This is a genomic window from Bacteroides sp. GD17, from assembly GCF_038448625.1.
Taxonomy (GTDB): Bacteria; Bacteroidota; Bacteroidia; order Bacteroidales; family Bacteroidaceae; genus Bacteroides.
Map to the genome: position 1 here is coordinate 82,450 of NZ_JBCEZS010000008.1, position 16,767 is coordinate 99,216.

Annotated in this window: 11 protein-coding genes; 6 read left to right on the plus strand and 5 right to left on the minus strand. The window is 54.3% G+C overall.

What is annotated here, in order from left to right; translation table 11 throughout:
* Positions 1–25 precede the first annotated feature (25 nt).
* From AAE250_RS14140 to AAE250_RS14150, 3 genes are all read left to right on the plus strand, one after another.
* Positions 26–469, plus strand: coding sequence for a hypothetical protein (locus AAE250_RS14140; protein WP_294603180.1), 444 nt, complete (start codon positions 26–28; stop codon positions 467–469).
* Positions 462–1,031 carry an RNA polymerase sigma factor gene (locus AAE250_RS14145; protein ID WP_294603179.1) on the plus strand — a complete coding sequence of 190 codons (570 nt, stop codon included), beginning with the start codon at positions 462–464 and terminating at the stop codon, positions 1,029–1,031. The genes AAE250_RS14140 and AAE250_RS14145 overlap by 8 nt, the downstream gene beginning before the upstream one ends.
* A 430-nt stretch (positions 1,032–1,461) precedes the next feature.
* A complete protein-coding gene (locus AAE250_RS14150; RefSeq protein WP_294603178.1) occupies positions 1,462–3,561 on the plus strand; it encodes a TonB-dependent receptor plug domain-containing protein in 2,100 nt (699 codons plus the stop codon).
* Between the two features lie 31 nt (positions 3,562–3,592).
* Here the strand turns inward: AAE250_RS14150 and priA are convergent, their stop codons facing one another.
* From priA to AAE250_RS14170, 4 genes are all read right to left on the minus strand, one after another.
* Positions 3,593–6,061 (minus strand): replication restart helicase PriA, encoded by a 2,469-nt coding sequence (gene priA / locus AAE250_RS14155; protein WP_294603177.1) that lies wholly within the window; start codon positions 6,059–6,061, stop codon positions 3,593–3,595.
* Between the two features lie 104 nt (positions 6,062–6,165).
* Positions 6,166–8,622, minus strand: coding sequence for a fimbrillin family protein (locus tag AAE250_RS14160; protein WP_342289073.1), 2,457 nt, complete (start codon positions 8,620–8,622; stop codon positions 6,166–6,168).
* A gap of 69 nt (positions 8,623–8,691) precedes the next feature.
* On the minus strand, positions 8,692–11,646 hold the full coding sequence (locus AAE250_RS14165; RefSeq protein ID WP_342289075.1) for a PL29 family lyase N-terminal domain-containing protein: 2,955 nt from the start codon (positions 11,644–11,646) through the stop codon (positions 8,692–8,694).
* Positions 11,647–11,832: 186 nt separating this feature from the next.
* The gene (locus tag AAE250_RS14170; RefSeq protein ID WP_294601628.1) at positions 11,833–12,429 is read right to left on the minus strand and encodes a porin family protein; all 597 of its coding nucleotides are present in this window, start codon (positions 12,427–12,429) and stop codon (positions 11,833–11,835) included.
* A 150-nt stretch (positions 12,430–12,579) separates the two neighbouring features.
* Here AAE250_RS14170 and AAE250_RS14175 point away from each other — a divergent pair, with 150 nt between their 5' ends.
* Genes AAE250_RS14175 through AAE250_RS14185 form a run of 3 tightly spaced genes read left to right on the plus strand, consistent with a single transcriptional unit; the run spans position 12,580 to position 14,251 of the window.
* Positions 12,580–13,083, plus strand: a complete 504-nt coding sequence (locus tag AAE250_RS14175; protein WP_294601629.1) for a GNAT family N-acetyltransferase — start codon at positions 12,580–12,582, stop codon at positions 13,081–13,083.
* 24 nt (positions 13,084–13,107) lie between these two features.
* Complete coding sequence (locus AAE250_RS14180; protein WP_294601694.1) at positions 13,108–13,890, plus strand: HipA family kinase; 783 nt, start codon at positions 13,108–13,110, stop codon at positions 13,888–13,890.
* On the plus strand, positions 13,868–14,251 hold the full coding sequence (locus AAE250_RS14185; RefSeq protein ID WP_294601630.1) for a DUF3037 domain-containing protein: 384 nt from the start codon (positions 13,868–13,870) through the stop codon (positions 14,249–14,251). Before AAE250_RS14180 ends, AAE250_RS14185 begins: the two co-directional genes overlap by 23 nt.
* A gap of 39 nt (positions 14,252–14,290) precedes the next feature.
* On the opposite strand, the gene AAE250_RS14190 is transcribed toward AAE250_RS14185, so the two are convergent.
* The gene (locus AAE250_RS14190) at positions 14,291–16,726 is read right to left on the minus strand and encodes a helicase-related protein (protein WP_294601632.1); all 2,436 of its coding nucleotides are present in this window, start codon (positions 16,724–16,726) and stop codon (positions 14,291–14,293) included.
* Positions 16,727–16,767: the final 41 nt, after the last annotated feature.

The window sequence follows — 16,767 nt, forward strand, 5'->3', positions numbered from 1 at the left end:
ATGAACCAATAAAAATTAGCACATTATGAAAAAGAGATTCTTTCTTATACCCCTGTTTTGGATATTGGCAGTCGCAGGTTTCGGCGCAGCCATCATGTTATTGTGGAACGCAGTGATGCCGGCAATACTTGGAGCAGCCTGTATCAGTTTCTGGCAGGCACTGGCACTGTTTGTCCTGGCACGGCTTCTTTTCGGCAATTTCCCTTTCCCCGGAGGAAGAGGGCGACGGATGCCCCGAAGCGGCAGAACCGGAAACCCATTCCGTGAAAAATGGGAAAAGATGTCGCCCGAAGAACGTAAGAATTTTATCAGCCGGAGGCGGAATTTCGGTTTCGGAGGTCCTTTCGATAGAGAAGATTTCTTCAGCAGAGGCGGGTTTGACAATCAAACGGAAAGATCGGGAGAAAGCGAAAAAGCACAAAGGACAGAAAAGCCCAAAGGAAGCGAAAAGCCGAAAGAAGATGAATAATCAACCCGGAAAAGACAGCAACCTGGAAGAACTGATAGCCGAGCATCAGCCCCGCCTCAAGGCATTTATCCGGAAGCGGGTTTCGAGCAAGGAAGATGCCGAAGATATTCTGCAAGATGTCTTTTATCAGTTGGTGAAAACCATCGAAACAACCTTCAACCCCATCGAGCAAGTGACTGCCTGGTTGTATCGTGTGACGCGTAACACGATCATCAACAAAAGCAAAAAAATGCAAGAGGAAGAGTTACCCTCACCGAGCTACGATAAAGACGACAACGTACTGGAAGACTTTTCGGAAGTACTGTTCGGTGAGTCCGCCCCCTCTCCCGAAACGGAGTACATGCGCTCGCTCGTCTGGCAAGAGTTGGAAGTTGCACTCTCGGAACTACCACCCGAACAGCGGGAAGCATTCGAGCTCATGGAAATGGAGGGCATACCGGCAAAAGAACTTTCACAGACCACCGGAGTTCCTGTCAACTCCTTGTTATCGCGGAAACATTACGCAGTCCTCCACCTCAGAAAACGGCTGAAAGGGCTGTACAACGACCTCCTTAACTACTAAATACGAATCAGGAGTTGGATTTAGCACCTGTTCCTGCCGGAAATGAAAGGAACTTTTAGTGCGGCAGCACCTTCGGACACCCCAAAAGTCGGATTTTTGCTCAAATGCGGCACCTTCGGACACCCCGAAAGTCGGATTTTCGCTCAAATGCGGCACCTCGGACACCCCGAAAGCCATATTTTTGCTCAAATACGGCATTTTCGGACACCCTGAAAGTCGGATTTTTGCTCAAATGCGGCACCTCGGGCACCCCAAAAGCCATATTTTTGCTCAAATACGGCATTTTCGGACACCCCGCAGGCCATATCTCGGGCTGATTCGATGTATGCAGGCAATAAGTAATCCGGCTACTGATTCGCATTACCAACTAATTCATTATTCAAACCTTTGCCTGGCACATCAGGCAGCAATCCCCCTACAATAAACATTTATGAAAACCATCGTATCATTTATGACCATACTGTTCTGTATGGTTATCCCCTCTCGTGCGCAATTAATTGCCAAAGATTCTACAGGCGTCATGGCGATCGAGTTGGACGAAGTAACCGTAAAAGCCCGCTCCGTCATCGAGAAAGGCGACCACAAAGTCGTCCTCCCCACCCGGAGCCAGTTGAAAACCTCTTCGAGCGGTCTGGAATTGCTAAATAAGCTGCAACTGCCCCGCATCATGGTCGACGTCATATCCGGCGAAGTGACCGTCTCCGGCAATGGAGAAGTACAACTAAGGATCAACGGCATCCAGGTCACTTATGCAGAGATTGCCGCTCTCAACCCAGAAGATGTTCTCCGCATAGAATACCACGACAGCCCCGGAGCGCGCTATGGAGGTGCTGCCGCCGTGATTGATTACATCACCAGAGTCCGCAACTCAGGCCTCAGCCTGAACGGAGAAGCACTCCACGGCATCGGAAGCGACCGTACTTCCATCGATGATATGTTCTCCGGCAGATACAACTACGGGAAGTCCGAAATATCTGCAAACGTGCACTACTTACAGCGCAAGGGAGACTGGACGCGCGAATACGACGAATGGTTCCACTTCCCCGACAAGCAACTGCACCAGCTGGAAACCGGCGAACCTACATTGTTCAACAAGAAACTGCTGACCTCCAATCTGACTTACAGCCTGCAGGATAAAGGAAAATATCTTTTCAACGCCCAACTCCGATATACCCTGCAAGACAATCCTGCCGGTTACGAGGACCGGAAAAGCAAACTCTATACTTCCGACTCCGACATTCCCCTGTCCATCTACGACCATACCCGCGAGCGAAACCACCTGCCGGCTCTCGACCTGTACTACCAGCAAAGCCTGAAACACAACCAGCAACTCATCTTCAACCTGGTGGGCACCTATATCAACAGCAGCAGCACCCGCACCTACCACGAAGAAGCTGAAAATGCAGCCAATGCCGAACTCCACTCCGATGTATCCGGTAAGAAATACTCTCTGATAGCAGAAGGTATTTATGAAAAGGAAATGGAATATGGCACATTATCCGGCGGACTCAAGCATATGCAGGCTTACACCGACAATCAATATCGGGGCGGCAACCAGAAAGACATCCTCATGAGGCAAGCCGAAAGCTACGCGTATGCCGAATATCGAGGCAAGATACAAAACTGGAGCTATATGGCAAACCTCACACTCAGCCGTTTCTATTACAGCCAGGAAGATAACCGCAGTGAGAAGTACGCCCTTCAGCCCTCCTTCCTGTTATCCTACAACCCGACGGATGAGTTGCACTTCCGCTACCACATCAATCTGAAGAACAACGTTCCTTCCATTGCCTACCTCAACGACATAGAGCAGGGCATTGACAACCTGCAGATACGCAGAGGGAATCCTAATCTGAAGTCATTCCATAGCACCATCCAGGACTTCAATGCAGTATACTCCTCAGGCATTTGCAGCATAGACGCCCTGGTACGCTACTCATACGAAAAGAGCCCTATCATGGAGAGTGTGCTCTACGAACAAGGAGTATTTGTGCATACTTATGAGAACCAGAAGTCTTTCCGGCAGCTGGCAGCAGAAGTCACCTTCAAGATAAAGCCTTGGAAAGACCACCTCAGCCTCGCCGTCACACCCGGCATAAACCGCTACATCAGCACCGGAAACAACTACCTGCACACCTATACGCTGAAAGAAGTGCGCATCGACCTGGATGCCTCGTTCGGAAATTGGATGATGAACTTTACCACCATCGCCCCACCCAACCGGCTTGTATATGGCGAACAACTGATGAAGGGAGAACTGATGCATGCGCTCATGGCGGGCTACAAACAACCGGCATGGTCCATCATGGCGGGAGTATACAATCCCTTTGTGAAAACCTACCGCTCCAAAAATGAGAACTGGTCGGCGCTGAATCCGGTGAAGTCCGATATACACAGCAACAACATGTCGAATCTCGTCGTCGTCAAAGCCAGTTTCAACCTCAACTTCGGCCGGAGCTACAAGGGGGCCCGAAAGAGCATTCAGAATATGGACAATGATACGGGAATCCTGCAGGGAACCAAGGAGTAAAACTGAAGCATCGGGGACTTAAGAGGCACAGCTACATCGGGTCTACATCATAATAGACAATCAGCGACTTGAAGCGGTCCTCCATCAGCATTTCCTTCTGAACCTGCACCAACAATTCACGGGCACGCGCCATCGGGGCATTCGTCTCTATCTTCAACACAATCTTGCGGATGAACAAAGTCTGGACACGCGCCACGGGGGGCTTGTCAGGACCGAGTACGCGGTTGCCGAAGACGGCGCGGAGCTTGGTGCCCATGGTTTGTGCCATCAGGTCGAGCAGCGTCTCATTGCGGTTCTTCAGGTAGACGTACACCAGGCGATAGTAGGGCGGATAGTGGAACATCTGCCGTTCGGCAAGCTGTCCGGCGACCATGCCTTCGTAATCGTTGGCGATGACCTGCGGGATGATGGGGTGGTCGATGCTTTTGGTTTGCAGCACTACCCTGCCCCGTTTGTTCTTTCGTCCGGCTCGGCCGGCTACTTGTGCCATCAGTTGGAAGGCACGTTCGTAGGCGCGGAAGTCGGGGTAGTTCAGCATGGTGTCGGCGTTGAGGATGCCTACGATGCTGACGTGGTCGAAGTCCAGGCCTTTGGATACCATCTGCGTGCCGATGAGGATGTCGGTCCGCCCTTGCTCAAAGTCGGCAATGATGCGTTCGTAGGCTGAACGGGTGCGGGTGGTGTCAAGGTCCATGCGGGCGACGCGTGCTTCGGGGAAGAGAGTTTTGATGTCGTCTTCTATTTTCTCCGTGCCGAAGCCGCGGTGGCGCAGGTCGGTGCCCTCACAGGCGGGGCAGACACGCGGCACTTGGTAAGTGTATCCGCAGTAGTGGCACGTCAGTTGGTTCAGCCCCTTGTGGAACGTCAGGCTTACATCGCAGTTCTTGCACTTCGGCACCCAGCCGCAGGTGTTGCACTCTATCATCGGGGCAAAACCGCGGCGGTTCTGGAACAGGATGACTTGCTCTTTCTGCTCCAGTGCCTCGCGCACATATTGCAGCAACAACGGGGAGAAAGGCCCTTTCATCATCTTCTTGCGGTGTAGTTCCTTGATATCTACCGGAATAATCTCGGGCATCTGTATCTCCTTGTATCGCTCCTTCAGTTCCACCAGCCCGTACTTGCCGGACGTGGCATTATGCCAACTCTCCACCGAAGGGGTGGCCGTGCCCAGCAACGTCTTGGCACCGTACATGGATGCCAGCACGATGGCAGCGTTGCGGGCATGATAGCGGGGTGCGGGGTCTTGCTGTTTATAGGTATTCTCGTGCTCCTCGTCCACAATCACCAGTCCCAGGTTACGAAATGGCAGGAAGACGGACGAACGGACGCCGAGGATAATGTCGTAGCCGCTTTCAGACAGTTGCTTTTGCCAGATCTCCACCCGCTCGGCGTCGGGAAACTTGGAGTGGTAGATACCGAGACGCGAGCCGAAGACACGCTGCAAGCGCTCCGTAATCTGTGTAGTCAGGGCAATCTCCGGCAAGAGATAGAGCACCTGCTTTCCCTGCCGGAGGACTTCTTCTATGAGATGAATATAAACCTCGGTCTTACCGCTCGCAGTGACACCATAGAGCAGGCAGACGTTCCGGGTTTGGAAATCTTCCATAATCTCGTGGTATGCCCGCTGTTGGTGTTCGTTCAGCGGATGAAGGGGAACGGTTTCCCTGACAAGTCCGGCATCCAGCCTACCGATTTCCTGCTGGTAGACCTCGAACACTCCCCGTTCCACCAGTCCGTTGAATACGCCGGGAGTGGCAGCAGCACGCTTCAGCAGTTCCGCTTTGGAGACTTCCTTCACTGTTCCGGTGGCGGAAAGGCAGCCGGAGAGTTCAATGTATTTCATCAGCAAGTCCAACTGTTTGGGCGCACGGCGCTGCAATTCATCGAAGAAGAAGTGCAGGCGGCGTTCGTTGCGGGCGGCGGACGTCAGGCGTACGCGGGTTTCGGTCTTTGGTTTGTAGGTGCGACGCATCTCTTCTTTCACGAAGATGGCCTCACGGTCGAGCAGTGACTTGATGACGGCGAGGATATTCTTGATGCCGCTATCCTTCTCGAGTTTCGTCACGCATTGTTCCGGGTCGGCGGAGAGGAGATACAGTATCTGCTGTTCGCGCTCGGGCAGACGGGTTTCGGATACGAAGTCGGGATTGTACTCCACCATCGTTTCGCTCTCCAACTTCAGGCCCGATGGCAGGGCGGCTTTGTAGACGTCGCCCTGCGTGCAGAGGTAGTAATCGGCCAGCCACTCCCAGAACTTGAACTGGCGGGGCAGCAGGATGGGCGCAGCGTCCAGCACAGCGGAGACTTCTTTTACTTCATATTCGGTAGGCGCGGAATAGTGTACGTTGCGCACGATGGCGGTGTAGTACTTCTTCCGGCCGAAGGGCACTACGACGCGGCAACCTATTTGCACCTCGTCGGCCCACTCCGCAGGCAGGGAGTAGGTGAAGCAGCTGTGCAGGGGCAGGGGCAATATGACGTCGACGAATTTTTTCATTGCGGGGGCAAAGATACGAAGTTTTTGGAAAGAAACGTCCCGCCCCGTGCAGTTGTTGATGCAAGGGACGGGACGAAACCACATTAATAGCGAAGTGAGAGGGATTACGGCATCTGCATATCTCCCCTGTGTCCCTCCGTGCACTGCGCAGGCTTATCACTGCCGCCTGTGGCAGCGCCGCCGATACCGTTAGTCTGCGGGTTGGCAGGCACGCCATCCACGGTGACGCCGGGGGCGATGGTACAGCAGTCGTAGAGGAAGCCGAAGGTAGTGGTGGTACCGTTGCTGCTGCGGCCGCTGTTGTAGCCTATCCAGGCACCGGTAGCGATGATGGTGGCGTTACTAGCAGAGGGCGACCACACATTGCCTCCGTTATGGCAGAGGTGGATGGGACGGATGTCGAGGTTATCGCCCGCAATGCCGCCCGTGTAGGAGCCCACGACAGCCGCGCCGCCGGTCACCTCGCCCTCGTTGTCGGCGTAGAGCAGGGAGTGGGTGCCGTCGTAGAACCCCGGAGGATTGGAGGAGAGGGCACCGGCAATGCCGCCCGTGCCGCACTGCTTGACTTCGGTAGCGGGGGTTACGGCAACGGAAACAGTGCCGCGGTTCACGAGATTGGACGCGGAGGTGACGGAGAGGAAGCCCACGACGCCGCCCGTGTAGGTCGTGACGCCGGGATGGACACCGCCGGTCACCGCACCGTTGTTGGTACACTGACGGATGGACGCCTGCTGGTTTTCCCGTCGCACGCAGCCCGCGACGCCGCCGGTGTAAAATGTCGGATCGTTTCCCGTGCCCGACGCGACGACGGGCCCGCTGACGGCGGCGCCGTTGGTACAGCCGGACACGGTGGTGGCGTATGTGCACTCCCCGGCGATGCCACCCAGGCTGAGATTAGCAGCGCCATTGACGCTGACGCCTTCGGCAAAGGAGACGGAGGCGCCGGAGGTGGTGGTGCAACCGGTGATGCGGGAGATGTCGTTGCGCTCAATGACAACGCCGCCAACACCGGCGATGCCGATAATGCCGCCCACGTAGCAGTAGGTGGGACAATGGCCCAACACGGTGAGGTGACCGCCGAAATGGCAGTTCTCCACCGTAACATTCACTTGCGCGGCGCCTACGATGGCGCCGACGCTTCTACTGCTCACGTCGGTGTCGGCAAAGGTGCTCTCCACGTCGGCCATCACGGTGAGGTTGCGAATGTCGGCGGTGAAGTTTTCGTCGGGTTCCACGTGACCGAAGAACCCGAACTCCTGAGCATCGCCTTGGAGGCTGCCGGTGATGACGTGGCCCGCACCGTCAAAGTGGCCCTGGAAGGGGTGCTCGGCGGTACCGATGGGCGTCCACTTGACGGGGGTGCTGGGGGCGTTTATCTTGACGTCGCTGTCGAGACGGTAGTAGGCGGTGGCGGCGGGGCCATCGGCGGGGAAGCCGCCCTCGTTGACGTTCTTCACCAGCCAATGCAGGTTCGAGTTTGTCTTTATCAGATAGGGATTGTCGGCGGAATTCTCCTCGTTGGTATTCAAGAGTTCGGGTGCCGTGAGCATGCCAGCCATCGCCGAGCTATATGTAATGCAGTTGGCGGCGGCCAGATGCCAGTTGTTGTCAATCGCCACATCGTACACCTTCCCCGGGACGTAGTAGAGGTCGGCGGGGTCGGAGCTTTCCGATTTGCTATGCCCCTTGGCCTTACAGGTATAGGTAGCGTCGGTGCAGGTCAGGGTGAGGACGAGCTCGGTGTCAACCAGCTGTTTGGGCGACACTGCCAGGTATGCCACGAGCTGACCGCCCTTGGGTATCTTCTCCATGTCGGAGAAGGCGAGAGTGAGGCAGTTGGTCAGCGTGCCGGTGATGATATCGGCAACGAACGCCTGCTCCTCCGTGGGAGCCGTCAGGTTGAGGCTGACGGGGGTACCGGCCGCGGTCATGGTGATGACGAAGCGGAAGAACGAGCTGTAGCGCTTGAACTCGAAGTCGAAGCCGGCAAGCGAGGTGAGCTTGTATCCGTTGGCGGTCATGTAGTCGAAGTCGCCCAAGTGGCGGGTATCGCCGTTGCCGCGCTGCACTTGTCTGCTGTAGGAGTAGCTCTGTGCTAACGCCTCGACGCTGTCAATCGGCTTGGCGGGATAGATTGCCTGGCAGTCGAACGGGGCATCGTCGTCGTAGGTGATGTCGGTGCCGGTGAAGGCTGCGGAGGGGATGCCGCCATTGGCAGTGGTGAAGACGGCGGTAGCGGTGGCATCGAGGGGGAGGTACTTGTTGGAGAGGTTGTATCCCTTGGCGCAGACAATGAAGGCATCGCGCGGTGTCCAGGCACTCTTGAGGGGATGTTTGAGCAGGTTGCCGGAGGTGCCGGTTTCGGTGATAGTGGTGCGCGTACCTGCGAGGTCGGCAGGCAAGGTGGCGCGCAGGGTGATGGACTTGCCACGTCGGGCGGCATCGGGGTTTTGGTTTCCGCCGTCGGGGACTGCATCATCGGTGCAGGAGGTGGCGAGGGTCATTCCGCCCAAGAGGGCGAGAAGGGCAAGGGGGTGGGTGAATGTGAATTTATGGTTCATATGAATTTCTGTTATTGGATTATTAATGTATATAATATTATAAGGTTACTCTTTCTGCCATCCTACCGGTCACGGTTTCACCAGCCCTTCCCCACCCACGGGAATGTCGGGCAGACCGATGCCCGCACACAGCTTGATGGCGTTCGCCGCCTTGTCGAGGTACAGCCCGTAGCCGTCGGGGGCGATGAAGCCGCTGCTGCCCTGCTTGCGGATTTTCTCCAAGGTGAAGCGCGAGAAGTCGTCGTCGGTGAGGATATGTCCGTTCCCCCCGGTGACCACCGTTTCGCAGATGACAGTGCCGTCCGCCGTGATGTAGTTATCCAGCGTCAGCACGTAGGCGGAGGTCGTGGGGAGGGCGGCGTCCACCGTGACGGTGGGGGCGGTATTGCTATAAGACAAGAGGAGGCTTTCGCCGCTGTTGCCCGTGATGCTGCCTCCCGTCAGGTGCAGGGAGGGATTGTACGAAATGAGGGAAACCGCATTCCCCGTGCCGTTGCCCGTAATGGTGGCATCGCCTTCCATCACCAGTGTCCCGCGGACGACAATTCCGTTTACTATATTACTGGACACCGCACCCGTCAGGCGGAAGCCGCTGCCCAGCGTCAGCCGTCCGATACCATACTGATGTGAGATATTGGAATCTCCTATAAAGAAAAGGGCGTTACCGCTGGTGTTTTCGCCGTCCGCCGTCAGGTTGGTCAGCCGCAACGAGGCGCCATCCGTCACCCAAAAGAGGAAGTCCTCCGCATTGGCGCGCGTGAGTGTAAATTTGTCCGCACCGCCATCGATGGCGATATGCTTGCCCTGGGGGAGGAGGATTGAATTAGAAATGCCAACCGTCCGTGCCGGGAACTTGATATCCGCTCCCAGCTCTATCAGCGTGGGCGCATCTGCCGTGCCATCCGCGGCATCAATGGCTGCCACCAGTCCGGCGAATGTCGTCACCGTTCCCTTCCGGCGCAGGCGGATGCTGTTGGTGGCCTCATCGAGCCAGAACTCGTACTGTTCGCCGTTGGGGTCGCTGAGGCCGTCGCTGTCTACCCACGTCTTATCCGGAAGGAGTGTCAGCCTTGCCACGTCTGCCGCAGTGAACCGTCCCTCGGTGGGGGTCACGGTGAAGTCCTGCGTGTAGAACATTCCGCACAGGGGCACCGTGGTGGCGATGCCGGGCGCCATGCTGATGTGGGCACGCATCGACTGCATCACGTTGATGCAGTCGTCGGCCCCACCGAAGGAGAAGCTTTTGAGCACGAGGTTCGTGTTATATGAACCGCCCACGTTTATCCACTGGTCGAAGCTGCCCGTCTCGCTGCCGAACTTGACGCCATCCAGCACTACCGTAGCGTTGTACCCGACCTCGATGTAGGCGAATGCCTTATTAGAAGTGTCCCTCCCTTTGGTGACGATGGAAACACCCTTGCCCAAGGTGAGGCGGCACTCATTCTTCAGGTCGAACAAATTGCTCCCACGCACATTATCATCCTTTATCACCAGGTCAGCCAGTTCCAGCGAAGTGTTGTTGTCTTCAATCTTGATTTGGTAGTTTCTGCCGGTGACGATGCCATTCGTCAGCGTGAAGCCGTTGCCGTCCAGCACCTTGTAGCCTTGCACGGCGAAGTAGCCGTTATACGTTCCCGTAGCTTCATCCACATCCTTCGCGGTCACGGTTAGGTCGTTCGCCAGCACAATCCTCACCGGTGCGTCCGCCGTTCCTTTGTTGTCCATCAACGCTTTTATCAGCTCGTCGGCGGTAGAGACGATGGTTACGTCCATCACCTTGACGGCGCATGTAGCCGTGTACTTCATCCCCTTGCTGTCCAGCAGGGTCACTTCCAGCCACACGGGGGCGTCGTCCGCCACCTGCCCGTCTATGCGGGGTGCAGTGAGCGTCACCACGGCCTGCCCGCATTCTCCGTCAAAATTCGGTTGGGTCACGGAGACCTTCCAGCCGATGTTGTTTCCCTCGTCAGCGCGCGTCTTCACGTCCGTACTCGTGCCGAAGCTGCCTTTCACCTCGGCCATGATGGAGACGTAATCTTTGTCCGTGAAGCCCGTGGGCAGCGTCACCGTGACGTCGTAACTATCCATGGCCGCCGGGTAGAGGATTATCCCGCCCTTGCCCATCATGAGGGGCGCCGAGCGCGGAACGGTGAACGTCGTCGTCCCGTCCACCAAAGTGAAGGTGACGAAGGCGGGGTTCGTGAGGTCCACACCGCCAGCGGCGAAGACGGCATCGCCCTGGGGGCCTGCGGGACCTTGAGGACCAGTAGCTCCGTCTTTGCCGTCGGTACCTGCGGGACCTTGAGGACCGGTGGCGCCGTCTTTACCGTCGGTACCATCCTTGCCGTTCTCCCCGGTGACAGGTACTTTCTTCCCATTTCCATCCAGCAGCCACGCGCCGTCTATCTTCCAGCAGAGGCGTCCGTCGTCGGCCGTATCTACGCTAATCACGGGCTTGGCACCCGGGGCGCCATCCTCGCCGGTCACGCGGATTTTGTTGCCGTCAGCATCCGTCAGCCAGGCGGGGGCGGCATCGCCGGTCTTCACCGTCCAGTAGTACTTTCCGTCATCGCCCTTCTGCACACCGATGATGGGGGTGGCGCCGTCCTTGCCGTCAGCGCCGTCTTTACCGTCGGCACCATCAGCACCATCAGCACCGTCTTTACCATCGGCACCATCTTTACCATCGACACCGTCCTTACCATCGGCACCATCCTTACCATTCAGAATAGTGATAGGAGAACTTTTAGAAAAGGTAATCGTGTAACCTGTCTGTTCTCCGGTAGTCGCATCAATCACCGGAGCTACGCCGGTCACATAATCGTTCTCCTCCAGCGCAGACACCAGTCCCTGCAACGCAGAGATTTGAGAATTGGCATTGCTGCACCACGCTTCCAGTTTTTCTACTCGCGATTTAAGATCGTTCACGTCATTGCGCAAGGCAGTGTCGTCATAGTCATCGCCACAGCTGAAAAAGGCTATCGCCATCAGCAGTGACAGGAACAAAGATTTTAATACTTTCATTGCATTGTTGTTTTATACTGTAAATACGGCAAAGTTAATCGTTACGCACGAATATCTTTTACATTGGGTATGGACAGTTTGATAGACGATTACAGGCAACAAATGCAATTTTAGCCGATTTCATCGAAAAAGGCCCTCCCAAACGGGAGAGCCTTTTCAATATTAATCAATCAAATAATTGCCGCATCAGAAGAGATAAGCAGCAGAAATCTGCCAAGTTTTAGTCTTGGCCTTGCGGGTCAATGCATCGCCCGCAGCTTTCCAGGTAAAGCTGTCGCCCATCGGGATATTATAGTTTACACCAATCTGCAGATGCTTGATAAGTTTCACACCGGCACCCACATTGATGCCCACCTGGGTTTTCTTCCGATCAATATCCCCTCCTTCAAGTTGTTCTTTCTTGGAGAAGTCGAAATAGAAATCGGGACCGGCAGCAATAAACACGCCCAGCATGCTACCCAGACCGATCGTATACTTCAAGTTCACCGGAATATCCAGCCCATACTGCTTCGACGCATCCGTATCAGCCTTGATGCCCTTCTGAGAGAACAACAAAGCACCGTCTACACCCAGGCCGATAATAGGAATGGTAACTTCGGCCATCGGGCCGATAAAGAAACCACCCACTTTGTCTTCCTTAAAATTGTTCCCCGGGTTCTTCACATCTATCTTCGCCACATTCACACCACCTTTAACACCCCATTTAAGGAGTTGCGCCTGGGCAGGCATTGCACACAGTGTACAGCATACAGCTATCATCAAGGCACTAATAATCTTTTTCATAATTCATTGTGTTTAAAATTATGGGACAAATATATGCAAAATCTTCCTAAAGAAACAAGAACCATCAGAGTTTGTTCATCAAGAAAAGTACAACAAGCCACAAAACACACTACATTTGCATTGTTATATCAAGGAAAGTCAATAAAGCTTATGATAGAAATCAGAAAGACGCAACCCGCTGAGATAGAAATCCTCATGGAGATCTTTGAGCAAGGCAAACGCATCATGCGCAAAGACGGAAACATGAAGCAGTGGACGGGCAACTACCCTTCTCCGCAATTGATTATGCAAGACATCACTAATGGCAACAGCTACGTCTGCCTCAACGATGCCGGAGAAATCATCGGAACCTTCGCCTTCATCCGGGGAAACGACCCCACCTATGCCCGCATCTACGAAGGAGAATGGCTGGAAGACACCCTTCCCTACGGCGTCATCCACCGTCTGGCAAGCACCGAAACGAGCAAAGGAGTAGCCGCCGCCTGCCTGGAATGGTGCTACCGGCAGATTCCGAACCTGCGTGCCGATACCCACCGCGATAACCACATCCTGCAATACATCCTCAAGAAACACGGTTTCAGCTATTGCGGCATCATCTTCCTGGCCAACGGAGACGAAAGGCTGGCATTCCAGAAGATAGAACAATCATACTGAGAGATACGTTTATAATAGACTATGATAGAATTACGTACAGTCAATCTGACCCGCTACATCACTCCGCTGCGCGAAGGCGGCTCGCTGCCTGCGCTTGCCGAGGCAGACGATGAGTTTAAATACGTCGTCAAGTTCCGTGGCGCCGGACATGGCACCAAAGCCCTGATAGCCGAACTGATAGGTGGAGAAATAGCCCGTACGCTGGGTTTCCGCGTGCCCGAGCTCGTGTTCCTGAATCTGGATGAAGCCTTCGGGCGTACCGAAGGAGACGAAGAAATACAAGACCTGCTGCAAGGTAGCAGGGGCTTGAACCTGGGCTTGCATTTTCTGTCCGGTGCCCTCACCTTCGACCCCGCAGCCACGCATATCGATGCCGAACAAGCCTCCCGCATTGTCTGGCTGGACAGCTACCTGACCAACATCGACCGCACCTCCCGCAACACCAACATGCTGACGTGGCACAAGGAACTCTGGCTGATAGACCATGGCGCCTCCCTCTATTTCCACCACTCCTGGGGAGACTGGAAGAAGCATGCTCAAAGCCCGTTCAACTACATCAAGAACCATGTACTGCTGCCCGAAGCGTCCCAACTCGAAAAGGCGGATGCAGATCTCAGCGCCCTGCTGACGGAGGAAAAAATACAATCCATCGTAGCCCTGCTGCCCGATGACTGGTTGCAGTGGAACGACACGTCCCAAACACCCGAAGAAATCAGAGAAGTATATACCCGCTTTCTGACCGAAAGACTGGCCCATTCCGCAACATTTGTAAAAGAAGCGCAAGATGCAAGGAAAACACTTATATGAATACGCAGTCATCCGTCTGGTTCCCAAAGTAGAACGGGAAGAGTTCTTCAATGTGGGAGTCATCCTGTTCTCCAAAAAGGCGAACTTCATCCGCTCTCTTTGCCATATAGACGAGCGTAAGCTGAAACTATACGCCTCCGAGCTGGACCCGGAACTGGCGTCCGCCCACTTGCAGGTGTTCCAGAAGATATGTGCGGGAGATAAAGACGGAGGGGCGATAGCTGCACTCGATGTGCCCGAACGCTTCCGGTGGCTCACTGCCGTAAGAAGTTCCTGCATACAGACCTCCCGTCCGCATGCAGGCTTTTCCGATAATCTGGAACAAACGCTGGAAAGGCTGTTTAAGGAGTTAGTCCTATAGCCCTTCCCCGCATTCGTATGGTAGAAAGAGGATGTTTCGCTATTGTGCAAACTTCTTTTTCAGTTCCTCTACATGCATGCCTGTAAAGTAATCTTCTATCAAGTCCCAACGCTGTTCATCCGTCAGCCGGTCCGTACCGAAGAAGAAAGAAAACAGGTCAATCTGCTCCTGGAATATCTGTTCGTTGGTATCCAGGATAAGATTCCGGTAATCGTCCGAGCATGCAATCTCCTGCAAGTTCTCGGGATCATTGAAACGGATAAAGACACAAGGCGTACCACCACCCTCGACGCTGAACGAAAGGCAATCGAGCATGGAAAGCAGATTGAGAAGCATATTCAAATCGGAGAAGGGCGTGCAGTAGAACTGTAAACGTGCGCCCTTATTGCCCACAATGCGCTGGCTGAACAGCTTCTGATAACGGGACAGGAGCAAATCGAAACCTTTTGTCACGGTAAAGGAAAGTTCGTTGGAGTCTTTCTTCTTCACGCTGCTGATATAGCTGACGCTGCGTCCTTCTTCCGTACGGCTTTCCAGCAGGGAGCCGATGAAACGCTTGGCGGAGCGCACATCCATGCCATGCTCGGCAAAGAGCGCCCGCAACTCTTCCTCATCAAAACGGCCTTTGGACTTGAACAGGGCAGTCTTCAACATCACCGTCAGGTCCTTGAACAAGGCGTCCATCCGTTCGCGAATCACCGTTGCATCTTCTTTCAGCAAGACTTCATGCTTGCCCACAGACACGGCACGGGCACCTTCCCACAGCGTTCCGTTATTCAATTTCTGCTTGAATTCCTTATAACCGTATTCCGGGAAACGTTCTTCCCAAAGTTCCTCCAAGCGCGCCTTGTAGACGCCTTCTTCCCCTTCTACTTTCGTCAGATAATGCTCGAATTCACGGGCAAAGACATCACCCGTCTTGTCTTGAACGTATCCTTCGGTGAGCAGATTCTTGGGGCTGACTTCCAGCAGATGCTTCCCATAACGCTGTGCCAGGTCATCTTCCAGCCACAACAAAGCGGTCTTGATGAGCTGTCCCAACTCTGCCTCATACTCCAACTTATTTTTTGTACGCGGCATTTTCACCACAAACTCAAAATCGGATAAGGACACCAGCATTTCCTGCTTTTTCCCTTTCATCCGGTATACTTCCATGAGCTTCCGCAGGATAAGCACCAATTGTTCCTGGGCGATGTTCCCCGTCTGGTGCAGACGCTTCATATAGTAGAAATCACGTTCGTGGTAATCGGTTGCAGAGATACCCTGAATATCGGCATCGCGCGCCGCACGGCCTATCTCCTGGATATAATCGACAAACGTACTGGACGGAGCCACATGATACACACGGTCGATATCACTGATATCCACTCCCATACCGAAAGCTTTCGTTGCCACAATCAGGCGCTTGGTTCCTTCCTTGAACTCCTGCACGATGGCAGCTTTCTGTTCCTTCTCCTTCTTACCATAATAAGAGGCCACCAGGGACCAGCCGGCCGGCTTCACCCATGTCTTGATGCGCATGTCGATGCTGCTGGCAAACGGATAGTAGAGCAGCGTCTTGTGCCCGTCCAGAAAATCGTCTACCCGTGCAGAGATCACACGTTGCTTGGCTTTATCGTAAGTCTCGCCTTCTTCTATCTCCATCTGGCGGATATCAAAGCCGATGTTCCGGCGCTTCACCGTACCCACATAGAGCACACAAGGTTCCATCTTCAGCGAGCGGATGGTTTCGAACACCATGTCGTTGCCTCCCTTCGGGTTCCATACGGCCGTAGCCGTCAGTGCAAACAACGGGAAGTTATAGCCGAGGCTCCGTTGCAACGTGCTCAGGTAGCGTCCCAGGAACCAGTAATCCACACGGAACTCCTTGCCCCATGTCGTTACCGTATGTGCCTCGTCGATAACCACCATTCCGATACGGCGTTCGCCCACAAAATGCTTGATGTCATAAGAAAGAAGCAACTCCGGCGAAAGGTAGAACAAGTCTATTTCGCCTTCACGCACCTGCTGGTAAACTTCCATTTTCTGCTCCGGCGAGAGGTCGGAAGAGGCATACGCCACGCGTGTATAGCCCAGATCGAGCAAACTGTCCACCTGGTCTACGATGAGTGCTTTCAGAGGAGAAACCACAATGGTAAGCAGGTTGTATTCTTTTCCCAGGTAGATGGCGGGAAGCTGGAACAGCAATGATTTGCCGGAACCGGTGGGAGCCGTCAGCAAAATATTATCTACTTGCGTTTCGCCCTTGTGCGCCTTCTCCGCTTCCAGGATAACGTTCTCTATCAGTTGTCCTTGCGAAATGCAAAGTTTCTCTCTGCTCTTGGACAAATCATCGTAAATCTCAAGGTCGCGAAACTGTTCGTAACCATAAATCTCATTTAAAAGCGCTTTTACTTCCCCACGGCAGGTTTCAGGTAAATGCCGTTCTTTCAATTCCGGTAACCGCTGTGTTGTTCCTTCTTGTATATCAGTCATTATTACGGGTGTTACATTCGTATGCGAGAAAACACCACAAA

What these genes read in the sequence shown, in the direction of transcription:
- AAE250_RS14140 (WP_294603180.1), top strand. Translation starts at nt 26, where the DNA reads ATGAAAAAGAGATTCTTTCTTATACCCCTGTTTTGGATATTGGCAGTC.
- AAE250_RS14145 (WP_294603179.1), top strand. Translation starts at nt 462, where the DNA reads ATGAATAATCAACCCGGAAAAGACAGCAACCTGGAAGAACTGATAGCC.
- AAE250_RS14150 (WP_294603178.1), top strand. Translation starts at nt 1,462, where the DNA reads ATGAAAACCATCGTATCATTTATGACCATACTGTTCTGTATGGTTATC.
- priA (WP_294603177.1), bottom strand. Translation starts at nt 6,061, where the DNA reads ATGAAAAAATTCGTCGACGTCATATTGCCCCTGCCCCTGCACAGCTGC.
- AAE250_RS14160 (WP_342289073.1), bottom strand. Translation starts at nt 8,622, where the DNA reads ATGAACCATAAATTCACATTCACCCACCCCCTTGCCCTTCTCGCCCTC.
- AAE250_RS14165 (WP_342289075.1), bottom strand. Translation starts at nt 11,646, where the DNA reads ATGAAAGTATTAAAATCTTTGTTCCTGTCACTGCTGATGGCGATAGCC.
- AAE250_RS14170 (WP_294601628.1), bottom strand. Translation starts at nt 12,429, where the DNA reads ATGAAAAAGATTATTAGTGCCTTGATGATAGCTGTATGCTGTACACTG.
- AAE250_RS14175 (WP_294601629.1), top strand. Translation starts at nt 12,580, where the DNA reads ATGATAGAAATCAGAAAGACGCAACCCGCTGAGATAGAAATCCTCATG.
- AAE250_RS14185 (WP_294601630.1), top strand. Translation starts at nt 13,868, where the DNA reads ATGCAAGGAAAACACTTATATGAATACGCAGTCATCCGTCTGGTTCCC.
- AAE250_RS14190 (WP_294601632.1), bottom strand. Translation starts at nt 16,726, where the DNA reads ATGACTGATATACAAGAAGGAACAACACAGCGGTTACCGGAATTGAAA.